The sequence below is a fragment of the Bacillus gobiensis genome (genome assembly GCF_001278705.1).
Lineage (GTDB): Bacteria > Bacillota > Bacilli > Bacillales > Bacillaceae > Bacillus > Bacillus gobiensis.
The window spans coordinates 893,465-918,232 of the sequence record NZ_CP012600.1 but is presented as its reverse complement, the minus strand read 5'-3'; the positions used below and the strand labels follow the sequence as shown (position 1 = coordinate 918,232).

Annotated in this window: 25 protein-coding genes; 10 read left to right on the top strand and 15 right to left on the bottom strand. The window is 40.4% G+C overall.

The features are described 5' to 3' along the window. Positions 1-418 precede the first annotated feature (418 nt). A complete protein-coding gene (locus AM592_RS04485; RefSeq protein ID WP_053602675.1) occupies positions 419-1,885 on the top strand; it encodes an aminotransferase class I/II-fold pyridoxal phosphate-dependent enzyme in 1,467 nt (488 codons plus the stop codon). 43 nt (positions 1,886-1,928) lie between these two features. Here the strand turns inward: AM592_RS04485 and AM592_RS23110 are convergent, their stop codons facing one another. The 3 genes from AM592_RS23110 to AM592_RS25095 all read right to left on the bottom strand — a co-directional run bounded on the left by AM592_RS23110 (position 1,929) and on the right by AM592_RS25095 (position 2,870). After that, positions 1,929-2,060, bottom strand: a complete 132-nt coding sequence (locus tag AM592_RS23110; protein WP_082363730.1) for a GapA-binding peptide SR1P — start codon at positions 2,058-2,060, stop codon at positions 1,929-1,931. A gap of 209 nt (positions 2,061-2,269) precedes the next feature. Then, on the bottom strand, positions 2,270-2,566 hold the full coding sequence (locus AM592_RS25100; protein WP_053602674.1) for a polysaccharide deacetylase family protein: 297 nt from the start codon (positions 2,564-2,566) through the stop codon (positions 2,270-2,272). Positions 2,567-2,606: 40 nt separating this feature from the next. Then, positions 2,607-2,870 carry a polysaccharide deacetylase family protein gene (locus AM592_RS25095; RefSeq protein ID WP_053602673.1) on the bottom strand — a complete coding sequence of 88 codons (264 nt, stop codon included), beginning with the start codon at positions 2,868-2,870 and terminating at the stop codon, positions 2,607-2,609. Positions 2,871-3,379: 509 nt separating this feature from the next. Between AM592_RS25095 and AM592_RS04465 the strand changes: the two genes are divergently transcribed. Then, complete coding sequence (locus AM592_RS04465) at positions 3,380-3,760, top strand: hypothetical protein (protein WP_053602671.1); 381 nt, start codon at positions 3,380-3,382, stop codon at positions 3,758-3,760. 79 nt (positions 3,761-3,839) lie between these two features. Here AM592_RS04465 and lpdA read toward each other — a convergent pair whose 3' ends face one another. The 5 genes from lpdA to AM592_RS04440 form a co-directional block, all read right to left on the bottom strand. Next, positions 3,840-5,252, bottom strand: a complete 1,413-nt coding sequence (lpdA, locus tag AM592_RS04460) for a dihydrolipoyl dehydrogenase (protein WP_053602670.1) — start codon at positions 5,250-5,252, stop codon at positions 3,840-3,842. A gap of 4 nt (positions 5,253-5,256) precedes the next feature. Next, the gene (locus tag AM592_RS04455) at positions 5,257-6,591 is read right to left on the bottom strand and encodes a dihydrolipoamide acetyltransferase family protein (protein WP_053602669.1); all 1,335 of its coding nucleotides are present in this window, start codon (positions 6,589-6,591) and stop codon (positions 5,257-5,259) included. Positions 6,592-6,715: 124 nt separating this feature from the next. Beyond that, a complete protein-coding gene (locus tag AM592_RS04450) occupies positions 6,716-7,693 on the bottom strand; it encodes an alpha-ketoacid dehydrogenase subunit beta (RefSeq protein ID WP_053602668.1) in 978 nt (325 codons plus the stop codon). 3 nt (positions 7,694-7,696) lie between these two features. Further along, positions 7,697-8,812, bottom strand: coding sequence for a pyruvate dehydrogenase (acetyl-transferring) E1 component subunit alpha (pdhA, locus tag AM592_RS04445; RefSeq protein WP_053602667.1), 1,116 nt, complete (start codon positions 8,810-8,812; stop codon positions 7,697-7,699). Between the two features lie 396 nt (positions 8,813-9,208). Next, a complete protein-coding gene (locus tag AM592_RS04440) occupies positions 9,209-9,883 on the bottom strand; it encodes a YkyA family protein (protein ID WP_053602666.1) in 675 nt (224 codons plus the stop codon). Positions 9,884-10,119: 236 nt separating this feature from the next. Between AM592_RS04440 and AM592_RS23100 the strand changes: the two genes are divergently transcribed. From AM592_RS23100 to rnjA, 4 genes are all read left to right on the top strand, one after another. Then, the gene (locus AM592_RS23100; RefSeq protein ID WP_082363727.1) at positions 10,120-10,242 is read left to right on the top strand and encodes a YjcZ family sporulation protein; all 123 of its coding nucleotides are present in this window, start codon (positions 10,120-10,122) and stop codon (positions 10,240-10,242) included. Between the two features lie 165 nt (positions 10,243-10,407). Then, a complete protein-coding gene (gene def, locus AM592_RS04435) occupies positions 10,408-10,962 on the top strand; it encodes a peptide deformylase (RefSeq protein WP_053602665.1) in 555 nt (184 codons plus the stop codon). Positions 10,963-11,510: 548 nt separating this feature from the next. After that, positions 11,511-11,720, top strand: a complete 210-nt coding sequence (locus tag AM592_RS04430) for a DNA-dependent RNA polymerase subunit epsilon (RefSeq protein ID WP_053602664.1) — start codon at positions 11,511-11,513, stop codon at positions 11,718-11,720. A gap of 5 nt (positions 11,721-11,725) precedes the next feature. Beyond that, entirely contained in the window at positions 11,726-13,393 is a 1,668-nt protein-coding gene (gene rnjA / locus AM592_RS04425) for a ribonuclease J1 (RefSeq protein WP_053605980.1), read from the top strand. A 49-nt stretch (positions 13,394-13,442) separates the two neighbouring features. Here rnjA and ade read toward each other — a convergent pair whose 3' ends face one another. From ade to AM592_RS04410, 4 genes are all read right to left on the bottom strand, one after another. Next, positions 13,443-15,164 carry an adenine deaminase gene (gene ade / locus AM592_RS04420; protein WP_053602663.1) on the bottom strand — a complete coding sequence of 574 codons (1,722 nt, stop codon included), beginning with the start codon at positions 15,162-15,164 and terminating at the stop codon, positions 13,443-13,445. 276 nt (positions 15,165-15,440) lie between these two features. After that, positions 15,441-15,524, bottom strand: a complete 84-nt coding sequence (locus tag AM592_RS25305; RefSeq protein WP_225970374.1) for a putative holin-like toxin — start codon at positions 15,522-15,524, stop codon at positions 15,441-15,443. Positions 15,525-15,683: 159 nt separating this feature from the next. Next, positions 15,684-16,352, bottom strand: a complete 669-nt coding sequence (locus AM592_RS04415) for a potassium channel family protein (protein ID WP_053602662.1) — start codon at positions 16,350-16,352, stop codon at positions 15,684-15,686. A 31-nt stretch (positions 16,353-16,383) separates the two neighbouring features. Further along, positions 16,384-17,226, bottom strand: coding sequence for a gamma-glutamylcyclotransferase family protein (locus AM592_RS04410; protein WP_098945196.1), 843 nt, complete (start codon positions 17,224-17,226; stop codon positions 16,384-16,386). A gap of 221 nt (positions 17,227-17,447) precedes the next feature. Here AM592_RS04410 and mreBH point away from each other — a divergent pair, with 221 nt between their 5' ends. Next, entirely contained in the window at positions 17,448-18,455 is a 1,008-nt protein-coding gene (gene mreBH / locus AM592_RS04405; RefSeq protein ID WP_053602660.1) for a rod-share determining protein MreBH, read from the top strand. 602 nt (positions 18,456-19,057) lie between these two features. Here the strand turns inward: mreBH and AM592_RS04400 are convergent. Beyond that, a complete protein-coding gene (locus tag AM592_RS04400; protein ID WP_053605979.1) occupies positions 19,058-19,699 on the bottom strand; it encodes a type 1 glutamine amidotransferase domain-containing protein in 642 nt (213 codons plus the stop codon). A 150-nt stretch (positions 19,700-19,849) separates the two neighbouring features. On the opposite strand from AM592_RS04400, the gene AM592_RS04395 reads away from it, so the two are divergent. The 3 genes from AM592_RS04395 (at position 19,850) to AM592_RS04390 (ending at position 22,351) form a co-directional block, all read left to right on the top strand. Continuing rightward, complete coding sequence (locus tag AM592_RS04395; RefSeq protein WP_053602659.1) at positions 19,850-20,752, top strand: LysR family transcriptional regulator; 903 nt, start codon at positions 19,850-19,852, stop codon at positions 20,750-20,752. 137 nt (positions 20,753-20,889) lie between these two features. Then, entirely contained in the window at positions 20,890-21,024 is a 135-nt protein-coding gene (locus tag AM592_RS24495) for a protein YkpC (protein WP_098945195.1), read from the top strand. 94 nt (positions 21,025-21,118) lie between these two features. After that, entirely contained in the window at positions 21,119-22,351 is a 1,233-nt protein-coding gene (locus AM592_RS04390) for an aminopeptidase (protein WP_053602658.1), read from the top strand. Positions 22,352-22,406: 55 nt separating this feature from the next. Here the strand turns inward: AM592_RS04390 and AM592_RS04385 are convergent, their stop codons facing one another. Together AM592_RS04385 and lepB are read right to left on the bottom strand one after the other, a co-directional pair. Next, positions 22,407-24,026, bottom strand: a complete 1,620-nt coding sequence (locus AM592_RS04385; RefSeq protein WP_053602657.1) for an ABC-F family ATP-binding cassette domain-containing protein — start codon at positions 24,024-24,026, stop codon at positions 22,407-22,409. Between the two features lie 127 nt (positions 24,027-24,153). Then, positions 24,154-24,714 carry a signal peptidase I gene (lepB, locus tag AM592_RS04380; protein ID WP_053602656.1) on the bottom strand — a complete coding sequence of 187 codons (561 nt, stop codon included), beginning with the start codon at positions 24,712-24,714 and terminating at the stop codon, positions 24,154-24,156. Positions 24,715-24,768 lie beyond the last annotated feature (54 nt).

The window sequence follows — 24,768 nt, the reverse complement described above, 5'->3', positions numbered from 1 at the left end:
TCACTCCTTTTACAGCTGTACATTATAAGGTTTCTTTATTTCTCATTTTTTATCCTGCGCTTTGGATTCTGGAGAAGCCAGTGTTAACAGCCTCCGAAAAACAGCAGGATAAATGAATGAAACTTCACCTTTTTAGCGAATATTACATTGCCCCATTATGCTTTTTCATTTAAATGATACGATCATCTTTACATTCTTACAAGAACATAATATAATTCTTTTGTTTTACCCCGCTTTAAAGGAAAGAACAGATAGAGATATACTTCCCCGTAAAAGCTAGGGGCGGTTCGCCTAACAATCAGATAAATGAACGAAAGCTAAACATAAAGGCTATTCTTAATTTAAATCGCAGCTGATTTGAAGGGATACCATACAATATGTAACGAATTCTCCATAGAAATGAAGGTGGGAAAATAAATTGTCGCAACAAGATACGCCCTTGTATGACGGGCTGCTAAAACACGCAAATTCCAATCCGCACCAATTCCATATACCAGGGCACAAAAAAGGAAAAGGAATGGACCCTGCATTTAGATCCTTTATCGGTGAAAATGCGTTATCGATAGATTTAATTAATATTGAACCCTTGGATGACCTGCATGCGCCAAGAGGAATCATTAAAGAAGCTCAAGACCTTGCTGCAGAAGCCTTTGGGGCTGATTATACTTTTTTCTCAGTCCAAGGTACAAGCGGCGCGATAATGACGATGGTGATGACGGTTTGCGGACCGGGGGATAAAATCATTATTCCGCGGAACGTTCATAAATCTGTCATGTCTTCAATCGTATTCTCAGGAGCAATACCTGTGTTTATTCATCCGGAAATCGATAAGAAACTGGGTATCTCTCACGGAATTACTCCCGAAAGCGTAAAAAAAGCACTACAAGAACATCCTGATGCGAAAGGGCTTCTTGTAATTAATCCGACCTATTTTGGCATCGCAGCGGATTTACGTCAAATCGTAAAGCTTGCACATTCTTATTCGATTCCGGTCCTAGTTGATGAAGCACATGGCGTTCATATTCATTTCCATGACGAGCTCCCTCTTTCTGCGATGCAGGCAGGGGCCGATATGGCGGCAACGAGCGTCCATAAGCTTGGAGGATCGCTGACGCAAAGCTCTATATTAAATGTTAGAGAAGGATTGGTATCAAAAAATCGTATACAGACGATTTTAAGCATGCTGACCACCACCTCTACTTCCTATTTGCTGCTTGCCTCATTGGATACGGCAAGAAAGCAGCTTGCCATTGAAGGTGAAAAAATGATCAGCGAAACGATTAAGCTAGCTGAGAAAACCCGCTGCAGAATAAATGAAATTAGCGGAATCAACTGTATCGGAAAAGAAATTGTGCATTCCGGAGCAACCTTCAGCTATGATCCAACGAAGCTGATCATCTCTGTTAAAGATTTGGGACTTTCAGGCTATGAGGTTGAAAGAGCATTGAGAGAGTACAATATTGAGGTCGAGCTTTCTGATTTATACAATATTTTATGTATTGTTACTCCAGGTGATAGCGAAGAAAATTGCGACGCGCTCGTTCATGCCTTAACAGAGATCTCGCGTCATTCCATATCATCTGAATGCCAGCCGCACACCGACGTTATCCTTCCTGAGATCCCGGTTCTAGCTTTATCTCCGCGTGAAGCTTTTTACGCTAATACGGAAGTTATCCCTTTTAGAGAGGCCGTCGGCAGGATTATCGCAGAATTTGTAATGGTTTATCCGCCGGGAATCCCTATTTTTATTCCAGGAGAAGTCATTTCAGAGGAAAACATTTCGTATATTTACAAAAACCAAGAAGCTGGATTGCCTGTTCAAGGTCCTGAGGACAACACACTTCAGCAAATTCGTGTCATAAAAGAGCAAAAAGCTATTCTTTAAGGAGAAATAACCGCCAGACCACATGTGGTCTGGCGGTTATTCTTCATATTTTGTCGCTGTCTTCCTCTTCTACATGGCAAAAGCAATTCTTGCTGCTGGCATAAAGAACTGTCACTTTTTCGTCATCAAAATACTGAATGGTTTCATTACAATCGCTGCAAATAATCGTTCCCAACTTCAGTCCCCCGATCCGATGTTTTTTTGGAAGCGTTTTATTAATTTATCATTAGATTAATATGTTATACTTATACTGTCAATACCTAATTTCGTATAACACATTTAAAATAAATGTGTTATGAAATAATAACCCATACATAGGATGTATGGTTTTATCAATTCATTTTATTCCATATGACATGAAAGTATTTCTTGCTATTTTCGGTTTTACTTTATTTCATTGGGATTAACTAAACGATAACCATTATCTCTTAGCCCGGCTACGATAGATTCAAGCGCATCTTTTGACCAGATTCGGTCATGCATCAATAGATTAGCCCCATCTTTAAGGTAGGGGCTGTTAGTCATCACATCAGCTAATGCATCAGCTGTTTGATAATCGCTTTCCCAATCGTATCCGTAAGTCCAATTCATGAAGATCATTTTTTCATCCGCAGCCAATTTTTTGCTATTCTGCCCTGAAAAAAGCCGGCTTTTCCCCGATGATGCTTTTGATTCGTTCATTCAACTCAATAATTTCTTCCTTTTGCTTTTTTTCGGAAAGCTATTTTAAATTTTTATGCGTCATCGTATGATTGCCGATTGCAAAACCCATCTCATGGATATTCTTGAGCACTTTTTTGCTTTCGTCACTTGATAAAAAATGGACATTAACAAAAAAGACAGCCGGCGCATTCATTTTTTTTAATATTTTCGCCATTTCAAGAGCGTTTTGATCTGGAGCATCATCAATCGTAAGCAGGACGATTTTCGAATCCGCCTCTGTGCCTTTAATTGGCTGAATCGAGTAATCCTTTGAATCTACCACATATTTTTTTTCATGCTTTTTTTGATTTTTTTTACCTGATTCCTTCTCTTTTTTAGTAGCAGTCGCCTGTTACTCTTTGCTTTTTCCGTTTCATTCGATTCTTTTTTAGTTGATTGAACTTCAATTTTTTCTTTGGGGGTATCGTTGCTCTGAGGTTCGGCTGCATTGCATCCGGTAATGAATAATGACAAGAAGATCAAATAAAAAAACATGCTTCAATTTTGAAACCTCCATTGATATTGAATCGTCATTATAAGGAATGATATCAATAATTTGTCATTATGTCATAGGTAAAATTATTTTTTCAAAATCAGAATGCTCCCCATAGAAAACCGAAAAAGATATTTCCTAAGTTTGTCCATTGTTTTTCATTTATAAAGTATGATTTTCATTTTTGTAACAAATACATAACATCGCTCTAGCATTTCTGTCAGCATGCTAAAATGGTGACATTACAATTGACACATCGTTCTAATTACTTATTTTAAATCTTATAAAGAGGTGAATAGATGCCTGCCCGTATAATTTTCACCATGTTCGCACTCGTATTTATTTTGGGCGGCTGCTCAATTACTCAAGGGATACCCAGACAGAATGACAAGATTGATGAATTAGAAAATGAGCAGCTGATATTTTTTTCCGATGAAAAAAATATAGAAGAAGAAGTCGTTTATTATGATGCAATTTTGGACCTTAAGAAGCACTTTCCAGATCAAATTGGAAATATGGAGGTGTTGAAAGAAACCGACGGATGGCAGAATGAAGTGGATACAATCCCGTGCTTGATCCTCGTTAATAATGAAAAAGTTGTAGAGAAGGTAGAAGGAAGCGCAAATGAAAAAGATGAAATCTATAACCGTTTTTATGATGCTCTTGAAGCAGCGGAGTAAACTTTTTCACGAGCTAAAATGTGCGCCACAAGATATTTGTGTGTGAATGAAAAAAGACCCATGAAAATGGGTCTTTTCGTTATTTTACAATATGGACAGGCATTCCGATTGCAACTTCGGCAGCTTCCATAGTAATCTCTCCCAATGTCGGGTGAGCATGAATCGTCATTGCAATATCTTCAGCAGTCATTCCGGCTTCAATTGCAAGACCAAGCTCAGAAATCATATCTGATGCACTTGCACCAGCAACCTGTGCACCAATGACAAGTCCGTCTTCTTTACGAGTGATCAGTTTTAAGAAGCCGTCAGTGCTGTTAAGTGACAACGCACGGCCGTTAGCAGCAAATGGGAATTTGGAAGCATTCACTTCAATTCCTTCTTCTTTAGCCTGTGCTTCAGTATAACCAACTGTAGCAAGTTCAGGCTCAGAGAAGACAACCGCAGGGATTCCTAAGTAATCAATTTCTGCAGCCTCACCTGCAATCGCTTCTGCAGCAATTTTTCCTTCATAAGATGCTTTATGGGCAAGAGGCGGTCCTTCTACAATATCGCCGATTGCGAAAATATTGGAAACGCTTGTGCGCAGCTGCTTATCTGTTTTGACGATGCCTTTTTCTGTTAATTCAACACCGACTTGCTCTAAACCAAGCTCATCAGTATTCGGGCGGCGTCCCACAGTGACAAGCACATAATCTGCTTCAACCGTTTTTTCTTCGCCATTCACTTCGAAGGATACTTTTACTCCGCTTTCCGTTTCTTCAACGCCTTTTGCGAAAGCCTTCGTATGGATATCGACGTTGCCTTTTTTCTTAAGGTTACGTTTGACAAGTGAGCTCATTTGCTTTTCAAAACCTGGCAGAATCTCATCTGCACCTTCTAAAATCGTAACCTCTGTACCGAAGTTCGCATAAGCAGTACCAAGCTCGGTGCCAACGTAGCCTCCGCCGATAACAACAAGTTTTTTCGGAATTTCTTTTAAAGCCAATGCCCCGGTAGAATTAATTACGCGCTCAGAGTATTTAAAGGTCGGAAGCTCGATCGGGCGAGATCCGGTTGCGATAATGGCATTTTTGAATGTATACGTTTGAGAAGATTTATCATCCATGACCTTTAAATTATTGCTGTCGACGAAATACGCTTCACCGCTGACGATTTCAACCTTATTGCCTTTAAGCAGCCCTTGCACGCCGCTAGTAAGCTTGTTAACAACAGAACCCTTCCACTCTTGAACCTTTGAAAAGTCAACTTTTACATTCTCAGCTGAAATTCCCATGTCATCAGAATGCTGGGCATCGTGATAACGGTGTCCTGCAGAGATTAGAGCTTTTGAAGGGATACAGCCAACGTTTAGACAAACTCCGCCCAAAGTGCCTTTCTCAACAATCGTCACTTTTTGTCCTAGCTGAGCGGCACGGATCGCAGCCACATAGCCGCCAGGACCCGCACCAATAACTATAGTATCTGTCTCGATCGGAAAATCTCCAACTACCATTTAATTACGCCTCCATTAATATTAATTGTGGGTCATTAAGCAAACGCTTGATATGGTTAAGAGCGTTTTGAGCAGTCGCACCGTCAATCATACGGTGGTCAAAGCTTAGAGAGATTGCCAATACTGGTGCTGCGACAATTTCTCCGTCACGGACGATTGCTTTTTCAGCAATACGGCCAATTCCAAGAATCGCAACTTCAGGATGGTTAATGACAGGTGTAAACCATTGGCCGCCTGCAGATCCGATATTTGAAATTGTGCATGAAGCACCTTTCATTTCAGCTGGTGCAAGCTTTCCATCACGTGCTTTTACAGCAAGGCTGTTAATTTCATCTGAGATTTCAAATACAGATTTGCGATCTGCATTTTTAACAACTGGAACCAAAAGACCTTTTTCAGTATCTGCTGCAATTCCGATATTAAAGTAATGCTTCTGTACGATTTCGTCTGTTTTATCATCTAAAGATGTATTTAGTACAGGGAATTTTTTAAGAGCTGATGTAAGAGCTTTTACCACATAAGGCAGATAAGTAAGCTTAATACCTTGATCAGCTGCAACTTGTTTAAACTGTTTGCGATGCGCCACAAGCTTCGTAACATCTACTTCATCCATTAACGTCACGTGAGGAGCTGTATGTTTGGAATTTACCATCGCTTTAGCAATTGCTTTGCGAATTCCACTCATTTTCTCACGGGATTCAGGTAGTTCGCCTTCAGACACAACCGGAGCAGATTTTTGTTCTGGTGCTGCTTCCTTAGTTTCTTCAGCTGGAGCTTCAGCCTGCTGGCTGCCGCCATTTAAGAAGCTTTCAATATCTTCTTTCAATACACGGCCATTTTTTCCGGAACCATTAACCTGCCCGATATTCACATTTTTTTCACGTGCGAATTTCCGAACAGATGGCATTGCGATCACACGTTTATCAGAACCTGTGTCATCTGCCTGCGCTTGGTTTCCTGCTCCTGTAGCACCTTCAGGCTTATCAGCTGGCGCGTCTTTTTTCTCAACGTCCTGACCCGCTTCAGCAGTTGATTGAACCTGCTCTTCTGTTTTTGAGCTATCGTCAGAATCACTGCCTTTAAATTGAAGATCTTCGTAGCCCGGAGCATCGAGGGTAATGATGGTTTGTCCAACAGTTGCTACAGTTCCCTCGTCAACTTTTAATTCTAATACTTTTCCTTTTACAGGTGAAGGGATTTCTACCACTGCTTTGTCATTTTGGACTTCTGCAAGTACGTCATCCTCTTCGATCTCATCGTTTGGTTTTACGAACCATTTTACAATTTCACCTTCGTGAATACCTTCACCGATATCCGGAAGCTTAAATTCAAATGCCACTATTTACGACCTCCTAATAAAATATAGTTGTAAGTGTAAGGACGGTATACGCCTAAGACTTAAGAAAAGAAGAATCAGAAACAAATCGTTTCTGATTTTCTTTTTTTTCTGTCCTAAAGCTGCATTAAAACTCTAATACTTTTTTAGCTGTTTCAATGACATCTTTATGGTTTGGAAGCCATACACTCTCTGCTTGAGAGAAAGCAAATACAGTATCAGGCGCAGTTACGCGCAATACAGGAGCTTCAAGGCTTAAGATTGCCCGATCATTGATCTCTGCTACTACGTTAGACGCGATCCCAGCTTGTTTTTGCGCTTCCTGAACAACGACCGCGCGTCCTGTTTTTTCAACAGAAGCGATAATTGTTTCAATATCAAGCGGGCTGACAGTGCGCAAGTCAACCACTTCTACTGAATGCCCTTCTTTTTCGAGCTCTTCAGCCGCTTTTAATGATTCATGAACCATCGCACCGTAAGTAATAATTGAAAGGTCAGAACCTTCACGTTTTACTTCTGCTTTTCCAATTTCAATTGTATATTCTTCTTCAGGCACCTCTTGGCGGAATGAACGATAAAGCTTCATGTGCTCAAGAAATACAACTGGATCATTGTCGCGAATAGAAGCGATCAAAAGCCCTTTCGCATCGTAAGGAGATGAAGGAATAACAACCTTCACACCCGGCTGCTGTGCCATAAGGCCTTCCAAGCTGTCCGCGTGAAGTTCCGGCGTATGCACCCCTCCTCCGAATGGAGAGCGAATGGTCACAGGAGAATTCCAGCGACCTCCGGAACGATATCGCATTCTTGCCATTTGGCCGGAGATTGAATCCATTACTTCATATACAAATCCAAAGAACTGAATTTCCATTACCGGACGAAAGTCTTGCAAGCCAAGACCTAAAGCAAGGCCGCCGATACCAGATTCAGCAAGCGGCGTGTCAAATACGCGGTCTTCGCCAAATTCTTTTTGCAATCCTTCTGTCGCACGGAAAACGCCGCCGTTTAAACCGACATCTTCTCCAAAAACTAGAACGTTTTCGTCATTTTTCAGTTCTGTGCGTAACGCATCAGTGATTGCCTGAATCATAGTCATTTGCGCCATGGCTTACTTCGACTCCTTCTCTTTATAAATTTCCATTTGTTCTACGAGGTTTACTGGAAGCTCCTCGTACATATTAGAAATCAAATCAGTAACTTTTTGTTTCGGCTCTGCGTCAGCCTTTTTAATCGCTTCTTTGATTTCTTCTTTTGCTGCATCAATTACTTTATTTTCATCTTCCTCAGTCCATAGATCCTTGCTTTCTAAGAACTTGCGGAACCGAACCAATGGATCTTTCGCTTCCCATTCGTTTTCGATTTCCTTCGTGCGGTATTTCGTTGGATCGTCACCCGCCATTGTATGAGGGCCGTAACGGAAGCACAATGTTTCAATTAATGAAGGGCCATCTCCGTTAACTGCACGCTCACGAGCTTCACGAGTTGCGGCATAAACAGCAAGAGGATCCATTCCGTCAACTTGAACGCCTGTAATTCCAGCAGCTGCCGCTTTTTGGGCAATTGTTTCTGCAGCCGATTGTTTTTCAACCGGTGTTGAAATCGCATAGCGGTTATTTTGCACGACAAAAATCGCAGGAGCTTTATATGCGCCGGCAAAGTTAATTCCTTCATAGAAATCGCCTTGAGAGGCTCCGCCGTCTCCTGTATATGTGATAGCGACAGATTTTTTACCGCGCTTTTTAATTCCGAGAGCAACTCCTGCAGTTTGCACAAATTGTGCTCCAATGATGATTTGTGGTGACAGTGCATTCACGTCATCAGGCATTTGGTTTCCTCTGAAATGTCCTCTGGAGAATAAAAATGCTTGATAAAGCGGAAGTCCGTGCCAAATCAATTGAGGTACATCACGATACCCTGGAAGAACGAAATCTTCTTTTTCAAGGGCATAATGAGAAGCGATTTGAGATGCTTCTTGACCAGCCGTAGGGGCATAGAATCCAAGACGTCCTTGGCGGTTTAAAGAGATCGACCTCTGATCCAAAATACGTGTATACACCATACGGCGCATTAATTCTCTTAATTCATCATTTGATAAATCAGGCATTGCAGCTTCGTTAACCACTTCGCCTTTTTCATTTAAAATTTGAAACGTTTCAAACTGCTTTTTGATGGCATCAAATTGCTTCTTGCTGTCAACAACTTGATTTTTCGTTTTTGCAGCCATACTAAAGTCACCTCTTCCTTTCTTTTAGCCAGTTAATTTGACGGGTACCATTTTATATGCGTATATAGAATACCCTGAATACGCATTTACGACTCATAAAATAATATTAGCTGCCTTAAGAGAAGTCATCTAGACATCTTCTATAGGCAGATTCCGTCCGCTTATGTGAATCTGTACTATTCATGATTAAAATTTGAGTAATACAACTCACATCTTCACGCTAAGTTTACACCAAATTAAGAATGTGAGTCAATTCCTTTACATTAAGATTTTTATGCGTTTTCATTCACCGGAAGTGTTTTCATTTTTTTACAATCAGGAAAACTGAATAATCTGTTATAGTATAAAAATAGGTTCTGTATCACTTAAATGAATACAGAAAAAAAGACTGTTTGATCAGCCTTCCTTTTTCTCTTCTTTAAAACCCGCTGTTTGATAAAATTCCTTTTTGGCTTCATTATACTGATCCGTGTATTGATTAAACATTTCGCTCTCTTTAATCACATCTTCATAGGATTTGTTGATTTTATCAATTTGCTTTTCCAAATCTTCAATTGTTGCATTTTTATCTTGGGTAAGGGTATACAGTTGTTTGTCGAGGCTGGCGGCATTTAAGTATTCTTTATACAAATTCTCATACGCTCCGTATCGTTTTTCCATATATGCCCCTGCCAATTCTGCTTTTTCTTTTATTTTTTCGTCTCGAATCTTCGAAGCGGATTCCTTTGCCGAATCAAATTCCTCTTTTGCTTTCAAAATGCTTTCTCTTTCACTTTTCATGCGTTTTTCCCGCTCATCTACATTTTTCAAAGCATCCTGAGATAAAGAAACAATTTTTTCGAAGTCATCCATGCTGAGTCGCATCATTTCTTCAAACAATTTATGCTCATTTGTTTCAAGATCTTTTAGCGGTTTTTGCTCATTTTTAAAGTTCTCTTCGATTTTAACGACGTTTTCCAGGCTTCCTTTGACGTTTTCTTCAGGGCTTTTTCCAAAGCAGCCGGCTAAAAACACCCCGGAAATGCATACAGACAGCAACCCGGCAGAAAGATGTCTTACAGTCAAATTCAAACAAATCTCCCCCTATCCTGACAAATTCAACTATAAAATTTATTTTTACGTTTGACAACCGTTGAATTCTTTCAGCTGCATATCGCAAAAAGTTTATGGGATTGTCGAATTATTTAGAACGGGAAATTTTTCACTACGTGGGCATTAGACCATACATCTTATCCGCTTTTACATAGGTTATAGTAGACGCTATGCCTACTTGCAAATAGGCTGCGTAAAAAAAGGAGGTCTTTTTTATGTATGGAGGATGCTATCCAGGTTATGGGTACGGTTACGGTTACGGCCGCACATTTGCGTTAATCGTTGTTCTATTCATCCTGTTAATTATTGTCGGAGCTGCTTATTTGGGACAGTACTAAACCCATTTCAACCGGCCAGCCTATCAACCTAAAAAGGCTGGCCTCATCAATTTTATTGCATGACATAAAGGACACCCGTATAATTTACATATAAAGAAACAAATGTTTTTTTCATTTTTTTATTGCGGGAATCACAATATAGAGTAAAGCTTAGGAGTGAATTTGTTGATTACTATGGATGATATCGTTCGTGATGGTCACCTTTCTTTGCGTACTGTTGCAAAAGAAGTGGAGCTTCCTATCGGCGAAGAGGATAAAGAAATATTAATTAAAATGGCTCAATTCTTAAAAAACAGCCAAGATAAGGAGACTGCTGAAAAGTACGGACTTCGTGCAGGCGTCGGTCTTGCAGCTCCGCAAATTAATGTAAACAAACGGATGATAGCCGTTTACGCGGAGGACACAGATGGAAAAGTATATGACTATGCCTTAATCAATCCAAAAATCGTCAGCCATTCTGTGGAAAAAAGTTATTTGGCTTCGGGTGAAGGCTGTCTCTCAGTGGACAAGCCAATACCGGGCTACGTACCAAGATATACAAGAATCAGAGTAAAGGGCACATCACTGGAAGGCGAGCAGGTAGATATCAGGCTGAAAGGATTTCCGGCCATCATATTCCAGCACGAAATCGACCATTTAAACGGTGTCATGTTCTATGACCATATCAATCAGGAAAATCCCTTCCATGAGCCTGATGACGCAGTTCAGATTGAAAGATAAGTTCTGAACCCGCTACAGCTTGACACCCTCTAGTTTTTTTGCCTGATCGCAACGACTTGCAGCAAGTAAAAAAAGCAAAATACAAAAAGCAGTTAACAAGCCGGCTTCCTTGAAGCTGGCTTTTCAAATGCAGCGGGACTTGAGACTCATTTTATATTATTTTTGAATCATTTTCACGGAATATCCATTATTAACCATGTAACAATTAGGCGATTCATCATATACTTTAATTAAAGACAAAATTCCATGTCAGAGGTTTCTATAGCTCCTTCTCTCATTTCCATTCATATCCGGCTTTAGGCAAGCAGAACGGACATGCTAGTGAAAGTTAGGGAGAGCTTAAGAAAGGAGGACATTTACATGTTAAAAAAACTGCGAAAAAAATTAAAAAGGCAATGGAACGATATGTTAAGAAGAAAATCAATTGCTTAAAAGGGGCCCTTCTCCGATTCAAAGGGTCCTTTTTTTTCACTCGGCTTTCTTTATCATTTGTTTTCGAATATAATAGAGAGAACCAATTGAACAATCGGCAGTTAGGAGAGATATGAATGATTTATAAGGTGTTTTTTCAAAAAAGAGCTGACGAAGTACCTGTACGTGAAAATACAGATTCTGTGTACATCGAAGCTTCTACTGAACGTGAAGTAAGAAGATTGTTAAAAAGCCGCAACTACAACATTGAATTTATTCAAAAGGTTGAAGGAGCGTTTTTAGAATATGAAAGAAAAAATGAAAATTTTAAAGTATTGGAGTTATGACAGGAATGAAATTTGTAAAAAATGATCAGACAGCTGTATTTGCTCTCGGAGGATTGGGAGAAATCGGCAAAAATACGTATGGAGTTCAGTTTCAGGATGAAATTATCTTGATTGATGCGGGAATTAAGTTTCCTGAAGACGAGCTTCTTGGGATTGACTATGTCATTCCAGATTATACGTATTTAGTTAAGAATGAAGACAAAATTAAGGGTCTCTTTATTACCCACGGACATGAGGATCACATCGGAGGGATACCTTACTTGCTAAGGCAGGTTAATATTCCGATTTACGGCGGCAAGCTTGCAATCGGCCTGCTGCGCAACAAACTCGAAGAGCACGGCTTGCTTCGTCAGACAAAGCTACATATCATTTCCGAGGATGATATTGTAAAGTTCAGAAAAACCTCTGTTTCTTTTTTCCGAACTACCCACAGTATTCCCGATTCTTACGGCATCGTTGTAAAAACGCCGCCGGGGAACGTAGTTCATACAGGAGATTTCAAATTTGATTTTACTCCAGTAGGCGAACCTGCTAACTTGACGAAAATGGCTGAGATCGGAAAAGAAGGCGTCCTTTGTCTATTATCTGACAGTACAAACAGTGAGGTTCCTGATTTTACGATGTCAGAACGCCGAGTGGGAGAAAGCATCCACGACATTTTCCGAAAAGTGGACGGGCGTATTATATTTGCGACATTTGCTTCCAATATCCATCGACTTCAACAGGTCATTGAAGCTGCTGTATCGAAGGGGAGAAAAGTCGCAGTATTTGGACGAAGCATGGAGTCGGCTATCGAAATCGGCCAAACCCTGGGCTATATCAAATGCCCAAAAAATACGTTCATTGAAGCTAATGAAATTAATCGACTTCCGGCAAATCGTGTAACGATCCTATGTACAGGAAGCCAGGGAGAGCCTATGGCTGCCCTTTCAAGAATCGCAAACGGAACTCATAGACAGATTTCAATTATTCCTGGAGATACTGTAGTATTTTCTTCATCGCCTATCCCGGGAAACACAATTAGTGTCAGCCGGACGATAAATCAGTTGTATCGGGCAGGAGCTGAGGTTATTCACGGCTCATTGAATAATATTCATACTTCGGGCCACGGCGGGCAAGAAGAACAAAAGCTCATGCTGCGCTTGATGAAACCGAAATTCTTCGTTCCGATTCATGGTGAATACAGAATGCAGAAAATGCACATGAAGCTCGCAACCGATTGTGGAATTGCTGAAGAAAACACCTTTATTATGGATAATGGCGAGGTTTTGGCGCTTAACAGCGATGAGGCATCTGTCAGCGGAAAAATCCCTTCAGGCTCTGTCTATATTGACGGCAGCGGGATTGGCGATATCGGCAATATCGTTTTAAGAGACCGTAGAATTCTGTCCGAAGAAGGTTTAGTCATCGTTGTCGTCAGCATGAACATGAAGGAATTCAAAATATCTGCCGGCCCCGATTTAATCTCAAGAGGCTTTGTTTACATGAGAGAATCCGGCGATTTAATTAATGATGCCCAAGAGCTAATTTCTTCCCATCTGCAAAAAGTGATGGAACGAAAAACAAGCCAATGGTCCGAAATTAAAAACGAAATTACGGACACACTTGCACCATTCCTTTATGAAAAAACAAAGCGCCGTCCAATGATCCTTCCGATTATTATGGAAGTCTAACTAAAAAAACTTATTTCCTCTTTGGAAATAAGTTTTTTTTCATTTCATTTTACTGAACTGGCACAAATCGAAACTGCCTCACGTCAAATAATCCCTTTGAGGTCATTTTTATTTCCGGAATGACCGGAAGCGCCAAAAATGATAGCGTTAAAAAAGGATTATAATTTCCGTTGAAACCGAGCTTGCGCAATGACACATTCAATAGCTCCAATTGCTTGCTTACTGCATCTGCAGGCTGATCTGACAACAACCCGGAAATAGGCAATGCGAGCGTCTGTACTTCCATCCCATCTAAGCAAACCGTAATTCCCCCGCCGGTGCTTTTCAACACACTGAGCGCATGTAACATATCCTGATTGTTTGTCCCAACAGAAATGAAGTGATGGGAGTCGTGAGAGATGGTCGCCGCTATCGCACCTTTTTTCAAACCAAATCCCTTTACAATTCCGAGACCGACTTCTTTTTCAGAAGAATGCCGCTCAATCGTCGCTATTTTTAAGAGATCACGGCTTGTGTCAGCTTGAAAAAGACCATTTTGAATACTTGGTTCTTCAGTAAGCAATTTTGTTTCTAAATGGTTCGGTATGACTTCAATCACTTTCATCGGTTGATCATTTTTTAAGTGAATCTCAAGGTCTTCAGATAAGAGTGAAGGAGTCTTGACCGTATTAAGCAGCCTTTCGGGAATTTCGACAGGCTCTCTACCACCTGCTGCTGTCTCTGCTTCTATACCCTTTACGAACGTCCGTTCAATAGTAACATTCTCCACATCAGATAAAAAAACAAAATCCGCATCATAGCCCGGAGCAACTGCACCTTTGGCAGATAGTCCGTAGCACTCTGCCGCATTGAGCGACGCCATTTGGTATGCAATCAAAGGGTCTAATCCTTCTTTAATCGAGAGCCTGATTTGATGATCGACGCTCCCTTCGATCATTATTTCATCTAAATGCTTATCGTCGGTGCAGTAAAAGAACCTTCTCGCGTTTTTCGCTGTAACAGCAGGGAGAACCTGCTTCAGGTTTTTTGCAACTGATCCTTCCCTAAGCATGACGTACATCCCTCTTTTGATTCGTTCTAGTGCTTCTTCCGCAGTAGTGACTTCATGATCGGTTGTAACGGAGGCCGTCCGGTAAATATTTACAAGCTCAGGCGGAAGCCCAGCCATATGGCCGTCTATTTTTTTACCCGAGCCTTGCGCGTCTGCCAGCTTCGTGATCATGTCATCATCACATTCCTTAACAGATACATAATCCATGACTTCTGCAAGCCCAAGCACCCGAGCGGATGATGAATAAAACGGGGAAAGTTTATCAGCGGTCAGACGTGCCCCGGAAGCCTCAAATTTTGTCGCCGGCACACTAGATGGCAGCATGAAAAAAATAGAGACGGGAGCTCGTTCTGCTTCTTCCATCATAAACCGAATACCTGCTTCTCCTGAAACATTTGCGATTTCATGCGGATCCGTAATAACAGTCGTGACCCCATGTGGCAAAACTGCTTTACTGTATTCAAGAGGTGTTACCATAGAAGATTCAATATGAACATGCCCGTCAATAAATCCCGGTACCACCTTTTGCCCGCCTGCATCGATGACTTCTCTTCCTTCAAATGTTCCTAAGCCGACAATGATTCCATCTGTGACAGCTATGTCTGTATCCATCCATTCCAAGTTAAAAACATCCAAAATTTTGCCGTTTTTAATAACGAGATCTGCTATTTCAGCGTGTGAAGCAGCTTTTATTCGGTGTTTGAGTGACTCTTTATTCAATTAGGTTCCCCCGTTCTTTATGTAATTTTATCTAGGTTACCCAACTTCAAGTTTTTCGTCAATAAAAAAGGAGAAAAAATATGCCAATTGCCATATTCATGTGATAATAAGAATAATTTATGATAAGATTAAGATAGAATACTATTAAGAATCATAAAAAAAATAAGAAAACCGCAAGCGCTGGGGCACTTGCGGCGGCATTTGCATCTTGTCCTAATGACGGGATCGGCCATCCAAATCAATAGACCTCTCCCTCATTTTCCGGACAAGGGAGGTCTATTTTTTATCGTGAAATGAAAGAACAGCAATGAGAAGCGTCGCAAAAGAAATTGCAATCGTTAAACTCTCGAATACTGTCACTAGGCATCACCCCCTTTGCAAAGGGTTAGCCGACCACCCATAGAACGAATAATGCAAATGCTTGCTTATAGTATATCATGTCTCTATTCAGAACACTTGTTCGATTAGAAAAAAAGGACTAAAGTCTCATTTTTTCATGTAATTAGTTAAAAATTAAAGTTATCTTATCTGTTGCAGCATCTTTTTTTCAAATCTGTTTAGGTCTTCATCAGAGCCTATGACAATTAAGATGTCTCCATTTTGGATTACTTCAGCCGCCATAGGAGAAACGATTACTTCCTTTTCTCGTTTAATCGCAACAATGTTGATACCATAATTTGCTCTTATATCAAGATCAATCAGCGTATTCCCGTGCAATTTTTCGTTTGCAACAATTTCGACGATGCTATGTTCATCTGATAGCTCTAGATAATCTAATACACTGCTTGAAACAATTTTATGTGCGATCCGTTTTCCCATATCCCTTTCCGGGTGGACGATGAAATCGGCACCGATTTTTGAGAGTACCTTTTCATGGTAATCATTTTGTGCTTTGACTGTAATTTTGTTGACACCCAATTCCTTTAGCATAAGTGTCGTTAATATGCTAGCTTGAATATCCTCACCGATTGCTACAATGACGTGGTCAAAGTTACGGATTCCAAGATTTTTTAATACGGATTCGTTCGTTGCATTTCCGATAACTGCATGGGAGGCAATACTAGCAAATTCATTGACTTTGCTTTCGTCCATATCGATAGCCATTACCTCGACGCCTTCTTCAACGAGTGTTCTGCAGATGCTGCCTCCAAACCGCCCTAATCCAATAACAGCAAATTCTTTCTTCATATAATTTCTCCTTTTCGAAATATGAAGTGATTTAAATGTTGTTGATTTTCAAATTACTCATATGCTCTACTATTTTTAAGAAAAACTCACGAGTTAAATATCGTTCAGCTCCTCTTTCGATTTCTGCCCTGTAGTGATCTGGGGGAGCCAATTCGTTCTTTTTATCTACCACAATAAAAGTAAGACAATCATGGTAGCTTCTTCCATTAACGTTCACATCCACAAAAGCAGGTCTATATAAATTCTCAAAAACACCTTCTCTTTTATATAAATACGTCACAGCGTCTTGGGGAACTTTATAGAGAACCCCTTCTGTTACACCGTCGTCCTCTACAATATCAGCTCTTCCTCCATCTGGCAATCGTACGGTAAATCTTGTCGTATAGCCTTGAAGCATGGCTCCGCCGATTACATTTAGGAACAAATGATCCACTTTAGCCTTTTTAAACCTATCTTCATCCATACATGACCCGTAGGCAAAATAGTATATATCATCAGGCTTTTCTTTGATCATCAGGTATTCTTTCCAATTTCCGTTTTCAATTTTTGTGAATTCCAGGCATTTACTATCGTCCATCGTATACACCCAAGCTTTTTCAACGCCTGTATCAGTATATACTGTGTGCACCGCTCTCTCATAGCCTTCCTCTAACTGATCTATCGCTTCAAACTCATTCTTTCGGATACGATATAATTCTCCGTAAACTTTACTTGAAGTAGGAGTCAATGACATTACAGGATAACCTAAATCCGTGTCGTACATTTGCCCGCCTACAATCCATGCCTCATTTTTTACCAAGGCCGCATGAGATAAAAAGTGGGAATTGCTGCAATTTTTTCGTAATGTACCGTATACAAATAAAAGTTGTTCCAATGTTTCGGCCTCCCCTGCCATTCATTTTTCAGATACTAGTATTTTATCTTATGCCGAAGGATTCGAAAAGCAAATCTCGTCATGTTTTGCAATCATCCTATGATTCACTAATATTACGAAATTATTTCATTAAAACAGATACCCCCATAATTCGACCTATTTCTACTAATTGTTTGTGATGAACACAAATAAAATAAATTATTAAGAGATTGGGTGGAAATATGTTTCAATCTACTGAGATAGGAATTGATTTAGGAACAGCTAATATTCTGGTTTACAGTAAAAATAAAGGAATAATTTTAAATGAACCTTCTGTAGTTGCTGTAGACACAGAAACGAGAAATATTTTGGCCGTAGGAAATGAAGCAAAAAGTATGATCGGAAAAACCCCTGGCAAAATTGTGGCGGTACGTCCAATGAGGGACGGTGTTATAGCTGATTATGAAATGACTACGGATCTTTTAAAGCATATTATGAAAAAAGCTGGAAAAAACATCGGTTTTAATTTTAGAAAACCTAGCGTTGTTGTTTGCACACCATCAGGTTCAACGGCTGTCGAGCGAAGAGCGATCAGTGATGCAGTAAAAAACTGCGGGGCAAAGCATGTTCATTTAATTGAAGAACCGGTCGCTGCAGCTATTGGAGCTGATTTGCCTGTTGATGAACCGGTTGCTAACGTAATCGTCGATATTGGCGGCGGAACGACCGAAGTAGCTATTATTTCATTTGGAGGAATCGTGTCGTGCCACAGCATTCGAATCGGAGGGGACCAGCTCGATGAAGACATCGTCTCCTATATCCGGAAAAAATATAATCTGCTGATCGGAGAAAGAACAGCCGAGCAAGTAAAAATAGAAATCGGCTATGCGCTTATCGATCACGAGACGATGACTCTTGAAGTGAGAGGTAGAGATTTGGTTACCGGCCTGCCAAAAACGATTTCTTTGGAATCGAATGAAATTCAGGAAGCGATGAAAGAATCGCTACTGCACATTATTGAAGCGATCCGGGCAACATTAGAGGATTGTCCTCCAGAACTAAGCGGAGATATCGTTGACCGCGGTGTCATATTGACTGGTGGAGGAGCCCTGCTTAACGGCATTAAAGATTGGCTTTCGAATGAAATTGTCGTTCCAGTGCACTTGGCTCCCAACCCATTGGAATCTGTTGCAATCGGCACAGGACGTTCCCTGCAGGTCATTGACAAACTGCTAAAAGCGATTAAATAATATTGAAAAGAGCGACTCCCTCTATGATTTAGAGGGAGTTTGCTTTTGTAAATCCTATGATAGATATTGTTGTTGGTATTTGAATAAATTTTGGTCTGCAAAATAAGAAAAAGGTATTTTGTATAGGTTCGAATTACATGAATTAAGAAAACTAAGTACAACAGACTAATATCGTATCTTTAGACGATCATGTTTATTAGTTTTTATTTAGTAACCAAATAAAATTGTTGAATAACTAAATAACGAGAAAATAGGGGCAATGAAAAAAACACGAAATTAAGTCAATATGCTTCATTAATTGTGTTTTTTGGTTTTCTAGTTATTTCTTGGAGACTAGTTTTTGAGACACCCGCTTTTCTCGGGCGCTCTTATGTCTTTTTGTCCTTCATAACCTATGTGAAGGACTTTTCTCGGGCGATCTTGCGACTTTTTGTCCTTCATAACCTGTGTGAAGGACTTTTTTTGAGCGCTCATGCGTCTTTATGTCCTTCATAACCTGTGTGAAGGACTTTTCTCGGGTGCTCATGCGTTTTTTTGTCCTTCATAACCTGTGTGAAGGACTTTTCTCGAGCGCTTATTCGTCTTTTAGTCCTCCAGAATGATTAAGCAAGTTTTTCAATAACCGCTTTCGTTACAGCTGCGGTGGACTGTGGATTTTGTCCGGTAATTAAGTTCCCGCCCTCTTCATAATGTGTGTTCCAGTTTGGTGCCGCAACAAAGATGGCGCCAAGTTCACGAAGTTTACTTTCCAGCAAGAAAGGCATGTATTGATCCAATGTTGTTTCTGCTTCCTCAGAGTCGGTAAAGGCGTTGACGCGTTTTCCCGTGACGAGAGGCTGGCCGTTTGATAATGTAGCTCCAATTAACCCAGCTGGTCCGTGACAAACAGCTGCAACAATTTTATCTGCTTCATAGAAGTCACGAAGCAATTCCTGCAATTTCTGGCTTTGTGGCAGGTCGAACATTGTTCCATGACCGCCTGGCAAGAAAATCGCATCGAAACCTTCTGAAGAAACCTCATCAAGTTTCATTGTGTTTTCCAAATATTTTTTCGCCTCTAGAATTTGTTGCGGCGTGCTTTCATCAACGCTGCCCGGATCAACAGGGCCTTTCCCCCCAAGGGGACTTGCAACTGTAACCCCAAATCCTTTACTCGTAAATTCTATATAAGCTTCAGCAAACTCTGATAACCATATTCCAGTTGTTTTTCCTTCGGATATTTCCGTGTGGTTCGTGACAACCATCAATACTTTTTTTCCCCATTTCAAATCCTCCCTAAATAAATTTTTGTCTTACACATGTTAATTTTAAGCAATGGCTTAGTATAAAACAAATTACAAAAAACATGCTAATATATAAATATATTTATACATGAAGAAAGGAATCAACGTATAATGGTCGATTTTGAATGGTATCGCAGCTTTATCAGCATATTTAAACACAATTCTGTATCTGAAGCGGCAAAGGAAAGAATCATGACGCAGCCTGCCATGAGCCAGCACTTATCCTCTCTGGAAGCTGAGGTGGGAGAGCGTCTGTTTACAAGGGCTTCGCGAAAAATGATTCCTACAGAACGGGGGAAAGAGCTCTACTCTGAAATCGCACCTCTCATTGAATCATTGGAAGAAAAAACGATGCGGCTTAAAGGCATTTCTTCTCCAACAGTGCCTGTTATCAGACTCGGGTCAGCTCTTGAATTTTTTAAAGAACAAATTCTCCCGAACCTGAATACGTATACCTTTCGGATCGTGGCACAATTTGGCGTTGCTTCTGTCCTATTTGAACATTTAAAAGAAGATAAGGTCGATCTAATCGTAACTTCGAAAAAGTATCAAACTCCCGGTATTGAGCACGTAAAGCTGATGGAAGAAGAATTCGTGTTGGTGGCACCTGAAGAAACGAATGTCCCCGCCTTTACGAATCTCATTGAAATGGAACAATGGCTGTCTGGACAGAAATGGCTAAGCTACGGCTTAGAGCTTCCTATCATAAGGCGATTTTGGCGAAAACACCTAAATAAACGCCCTCTAATTAAGCCCGTTCATGTATTGCCGGATCTTCATACATTACTAAGAGCGATTGAATATGGAAATGGTATTAGTTTGATTCCGACATTTATACTGAAAGATGCGAATGATTATAAAGGCTTTAAAATCATCCTGGGAAATTTAAAAGTATCCAATGAATTATTTATTGCCTATAAAACGAAAGCGAAATTCTCACCGGAAATAAAAATGGTTATCGATGCACTGAAGAAAAACAACCAAAAACAAAATTCCGGAAAACTTGATTTTTGAAAATGGTAACAACAACGAGTTGTCTGTACCCGCTCATTTATTTTTTTGTCACAAAATCTCATACATTTCACTTCTTTTTTCCGACCGTCACTCATAACGTGAAGAGTGGATCTACTTTAAGGAGGAATAAGATACATATGGTTAAGGATATGGTAAGGCGTATCATGATCACAATTGTGTTAAGTGGAATTATTCTTGGAGGTATGAGCGTCAGTCTCGCCAATATGCAGGAATCTCCTGAAAACCGTCCTGCAAGTGCAACCAGGCCTTGAATCCTTTAAAAAAGAGAAAATCCTGTCCAGTCACCTGTTCTTTTTCTCTTTTTTAGAAATTTTTGTTATGATGGGGAGAAAAGGAGGTTAAATGATGAGTTTATTGAATGAAAATCTAGTGAAATATGCACAGCTTATCGTTGAAACAGGAGTAAATATACAAAAAGGACAGGAAGTTGTCATAAACGCTTCGAATGAAGTAGCCGAATTCGTACGCTTGATCGTCAAAGAGGCTTATAAGGCTGGAGCGAAAAACGTGACCGTCCGCTGGCAAGATGACGCTGTGTCCAGAATAAAATATGAAATGGCCCCATTTGAGGCTTTTGAAGAATATCCGGAATGGGAGGCCAAAGCAGTCGAAGCATTGGCGGAAAAAGGTGCGGCATTTATCTCCATTGTCTCATCAAGCCCTGACTTACTGGCAGGAATTGAATCAAAACGAATTGCTGCCTTTCAAAAATCTGCTGGTACAGCACTGCATAAATTCCGTACATACATCCAATCAGACAAGGTCAGCTGGACTGTTGTCGGCGCTGCTTCTGCAGGCTGGGCAAAAAAGGTTTTTCCTGACAATCCAGAAGACGAAGCAATTGCGCTGCTTTGGAATGAAATATTTAAAACGACCCGAGTTGATCAAGCTGATCCGATAGAAACGTGGAAGCAGCACGATCAAAACCTTCATGAAAAAGTGAATATTCTTAACGAAAATCGCTACCATGCCCTGCATTATAAGGCAAAAGGAACCGACTTAACGATCGAGCTTCCTGAAAAGCATCTGTGGGCTGGAGCCGGAAGCATTAACGAAAAAGGCGATCCTTTTATGGCTAATATGCCGACTGAAGAAGTATTTACATTAGCTAAGAAAGATGGAGTCAACGGAAAAGTTGCAAACACGAAGCCATTAAGCTATGGCGGAAACATTATTGACGACTTCCAGCTTACGTTTGAAAACGGAAGAATTATCGACGTACAGGCCGGTGTTGGGGAAGAGATTCTAAAAGAGCTGATTGAAACGGATGAAGGCTCTCATTACCTTGGTGAAGTTGCCCTTGTACCGCATGATTCGCCGATTTCCCAATCAGAAATCTTATTTTTCAATACCCTTTTTGATGAAAATGCGTCAAATCACCTCGCTATCGGGAGTGCCTATGCTTTCAATATAGAAGGCGGAAAGAGCATGAGCCGTGAAGAATTAGAAAAAGAAGGCGTGAACAACAGCATCACCCATGTTGACTTCATGATCGGATCAAGCGACATGGATATTGACGGAATCACAAAGGATGGAAAAAGAGAACCAATCTTCCGCAGTGGAAATTGGGCATTCTAATATAGTATGAAAAAAACCAGATCCATATAGGATTCTGGTTTTTTTGTGAAGAAAATTATGCATATAATTCTTCAAGCTTGCTTTTGACTGATTGATCTTCTAAAAACTCATCGTAGCTCATTTGTTTGTCGACAATACCTGTAGGCGTCAATTCGATAATTCTGTTGGCAACGGTATGGACAAATTGATGGTCATGAGAAGTAAACAACATAGCTCCTTTGAAGCTGATAAGACCGTTATTTAGCGCCGTAATGGATTCCAAATCAAGATGGTTGGTTGGTTCATCCAAGATAAGGATGTTGGCGCCTTTTAACATCATTTTGGAAAGCATACAGCGAACTTTCTCCCCACCGGAAAGAACATTCGATTTTTTCAATACCTCTTCCCCAGAGAAAAGCATTCTTCCTAAAAATCCTCTTAAAAAGCTTTCGCTCTGGTCATTTGGTGAATATTGGCGCAGCCAGTCAACGAGATTTAAATCGACGTTCTCAAAGTACTCGCTGTTGTCATTCGGGAAATAGGCCTGTGAGGTCGTTACTCCCCATTTATAGCTGCCGCTGTCAGGCTCAAGCTCTCCGGTCAATATTTTGAAAAGAGTGGTCGCAGCGAGTTCATTCCGGCCCGTAAACGCAATTTTATCTTCTTTGTTCATAATAAAATTGACATTATCCAATACCTTTTGTCCATCGATTGTTTTCGAAAGACCTTCTACTCTTAATACATCATTACCAATCTCTCTTTCAGGAGTAAAGTTGACATATGGATAACGGCGTGAGGAAGGCTGTATATCATCAAGCGTTATTTTATCGAGCAATTTTTTCCGTGAAGTTGCTTGTTTTGATTTCGACGCATTGGCGCTAAATCGAGCCACAAATTCTTGCAGCTGCTTAATCTGCTCCTCTTTTTTCTTATTGGCTTCCTGAGATAATTTTAAGGCAAGCTGGCTTGATTCGTACCAAAAATCATAGTTTCCGACGTACACTTTAATTTTTTGAAAATCAAGATCGGCAATATGTGTACATACTTTGTTCAAAAAATAGCGGTCATGGGATACGACAATTACCGTATTTTCAAACTGGATTAAAAATTCTTCAAGCCATTGGATTGCTTGTAAATCAAGGTGGTTGGTAGGCTCATCCAGCAAAAGGACATCCGGCTTGCCGAATAACGCTTGGGCAAGCAGCACCTTTACTTTATCAGATCCGCCAATATCGGCCATTTTCTTAGAATGAAGCTCCTCGTCTATGCCGAGTCCTTTTAATAAAACAGCCGCTTCACTCTCTGCTTCCCATCCGTTTAATTCAGCAAATTCCCCTTCAAGCTCAGCCGCACGAATCCCATCCTCATCGGAAAAATCCGGCTTCATATAGATCGCGTCTTTTTCTTTCATCACATCATAAAGGCGTTTGTGGCCCATGATAACAACGTTAAGAACCTCATGCTCTTCATATTCAAAGTGGTTCTGCTTTAACACGGCTAGGCGCTCTCCAGGACTCATATGGACTTCACCTGTTTGAGGCTCGATTTCACCAGATAGAATTTTTAGGAATGTCGATTTTCCGGCTCCATTTGCACCAATTAACCCGTAGCAATTCCCGGGGGTGAATTTAATATTTACGTCTTCAAACAGCTTGCGATCCGCAAAACGCAGGCTGACATTGTTTACAGCTATCATAATTTATTTCCTCCATTAACTAACAAGCTTCATTTAAAAAAGTATATCACGAATTACAATACATATAAATCATTGGTTATTAGAACATTACGAATAGCCCTATTCCCCAAAGGAAATAAGGCTCTGATTATTTGGTTTGCCTTAATTCATTGAAAGGAAAAAAGACAAACTGGGAGGTTCCGATAATTCGGCTTTTATCAATTAAACCGAGTCCGTTTCTTGAATCCATCGAATTCAAACGGTTATCTCCCATCACAAAATATTTCCCCTCTGGAACTTCGACAGGCCCAAAATCACCGGTTAAATGGACACCAAGCTCGTCCGCCTGGTTTTTATTTTCCGATAAATAAGGTTCCGGAATTTCTTTGCCGTTTATGACGAGACGGTCGTTTTTCATCTCGACGGTGTCACCTGGCTGCCCTATTAATCTTTTGACATAATGAACGCTGCTGTCATCTCCGTCAATAATCACAATATCTCCGCGATTCAGCGTTCCGACATAGCCAATCGTTTTATTGACAAACAGCCGTTCCCCGTCATGCAAGGTAGGATTCATGGAAGTCCCTTCTACTAAATAAGGCTCAAAGAGAAATACCCGAATAATAAGCGCTAATGCAATTGCGATAACTAAAGCCTTCGCCCACTCTATCAGTGAATTCTTTTTTTTCTTTACTTTTTCTTCTGCCAAAACTTTTCCTCCTAAACCAGATGCAAAGCTTCTTACCTATACTTTATCACATGT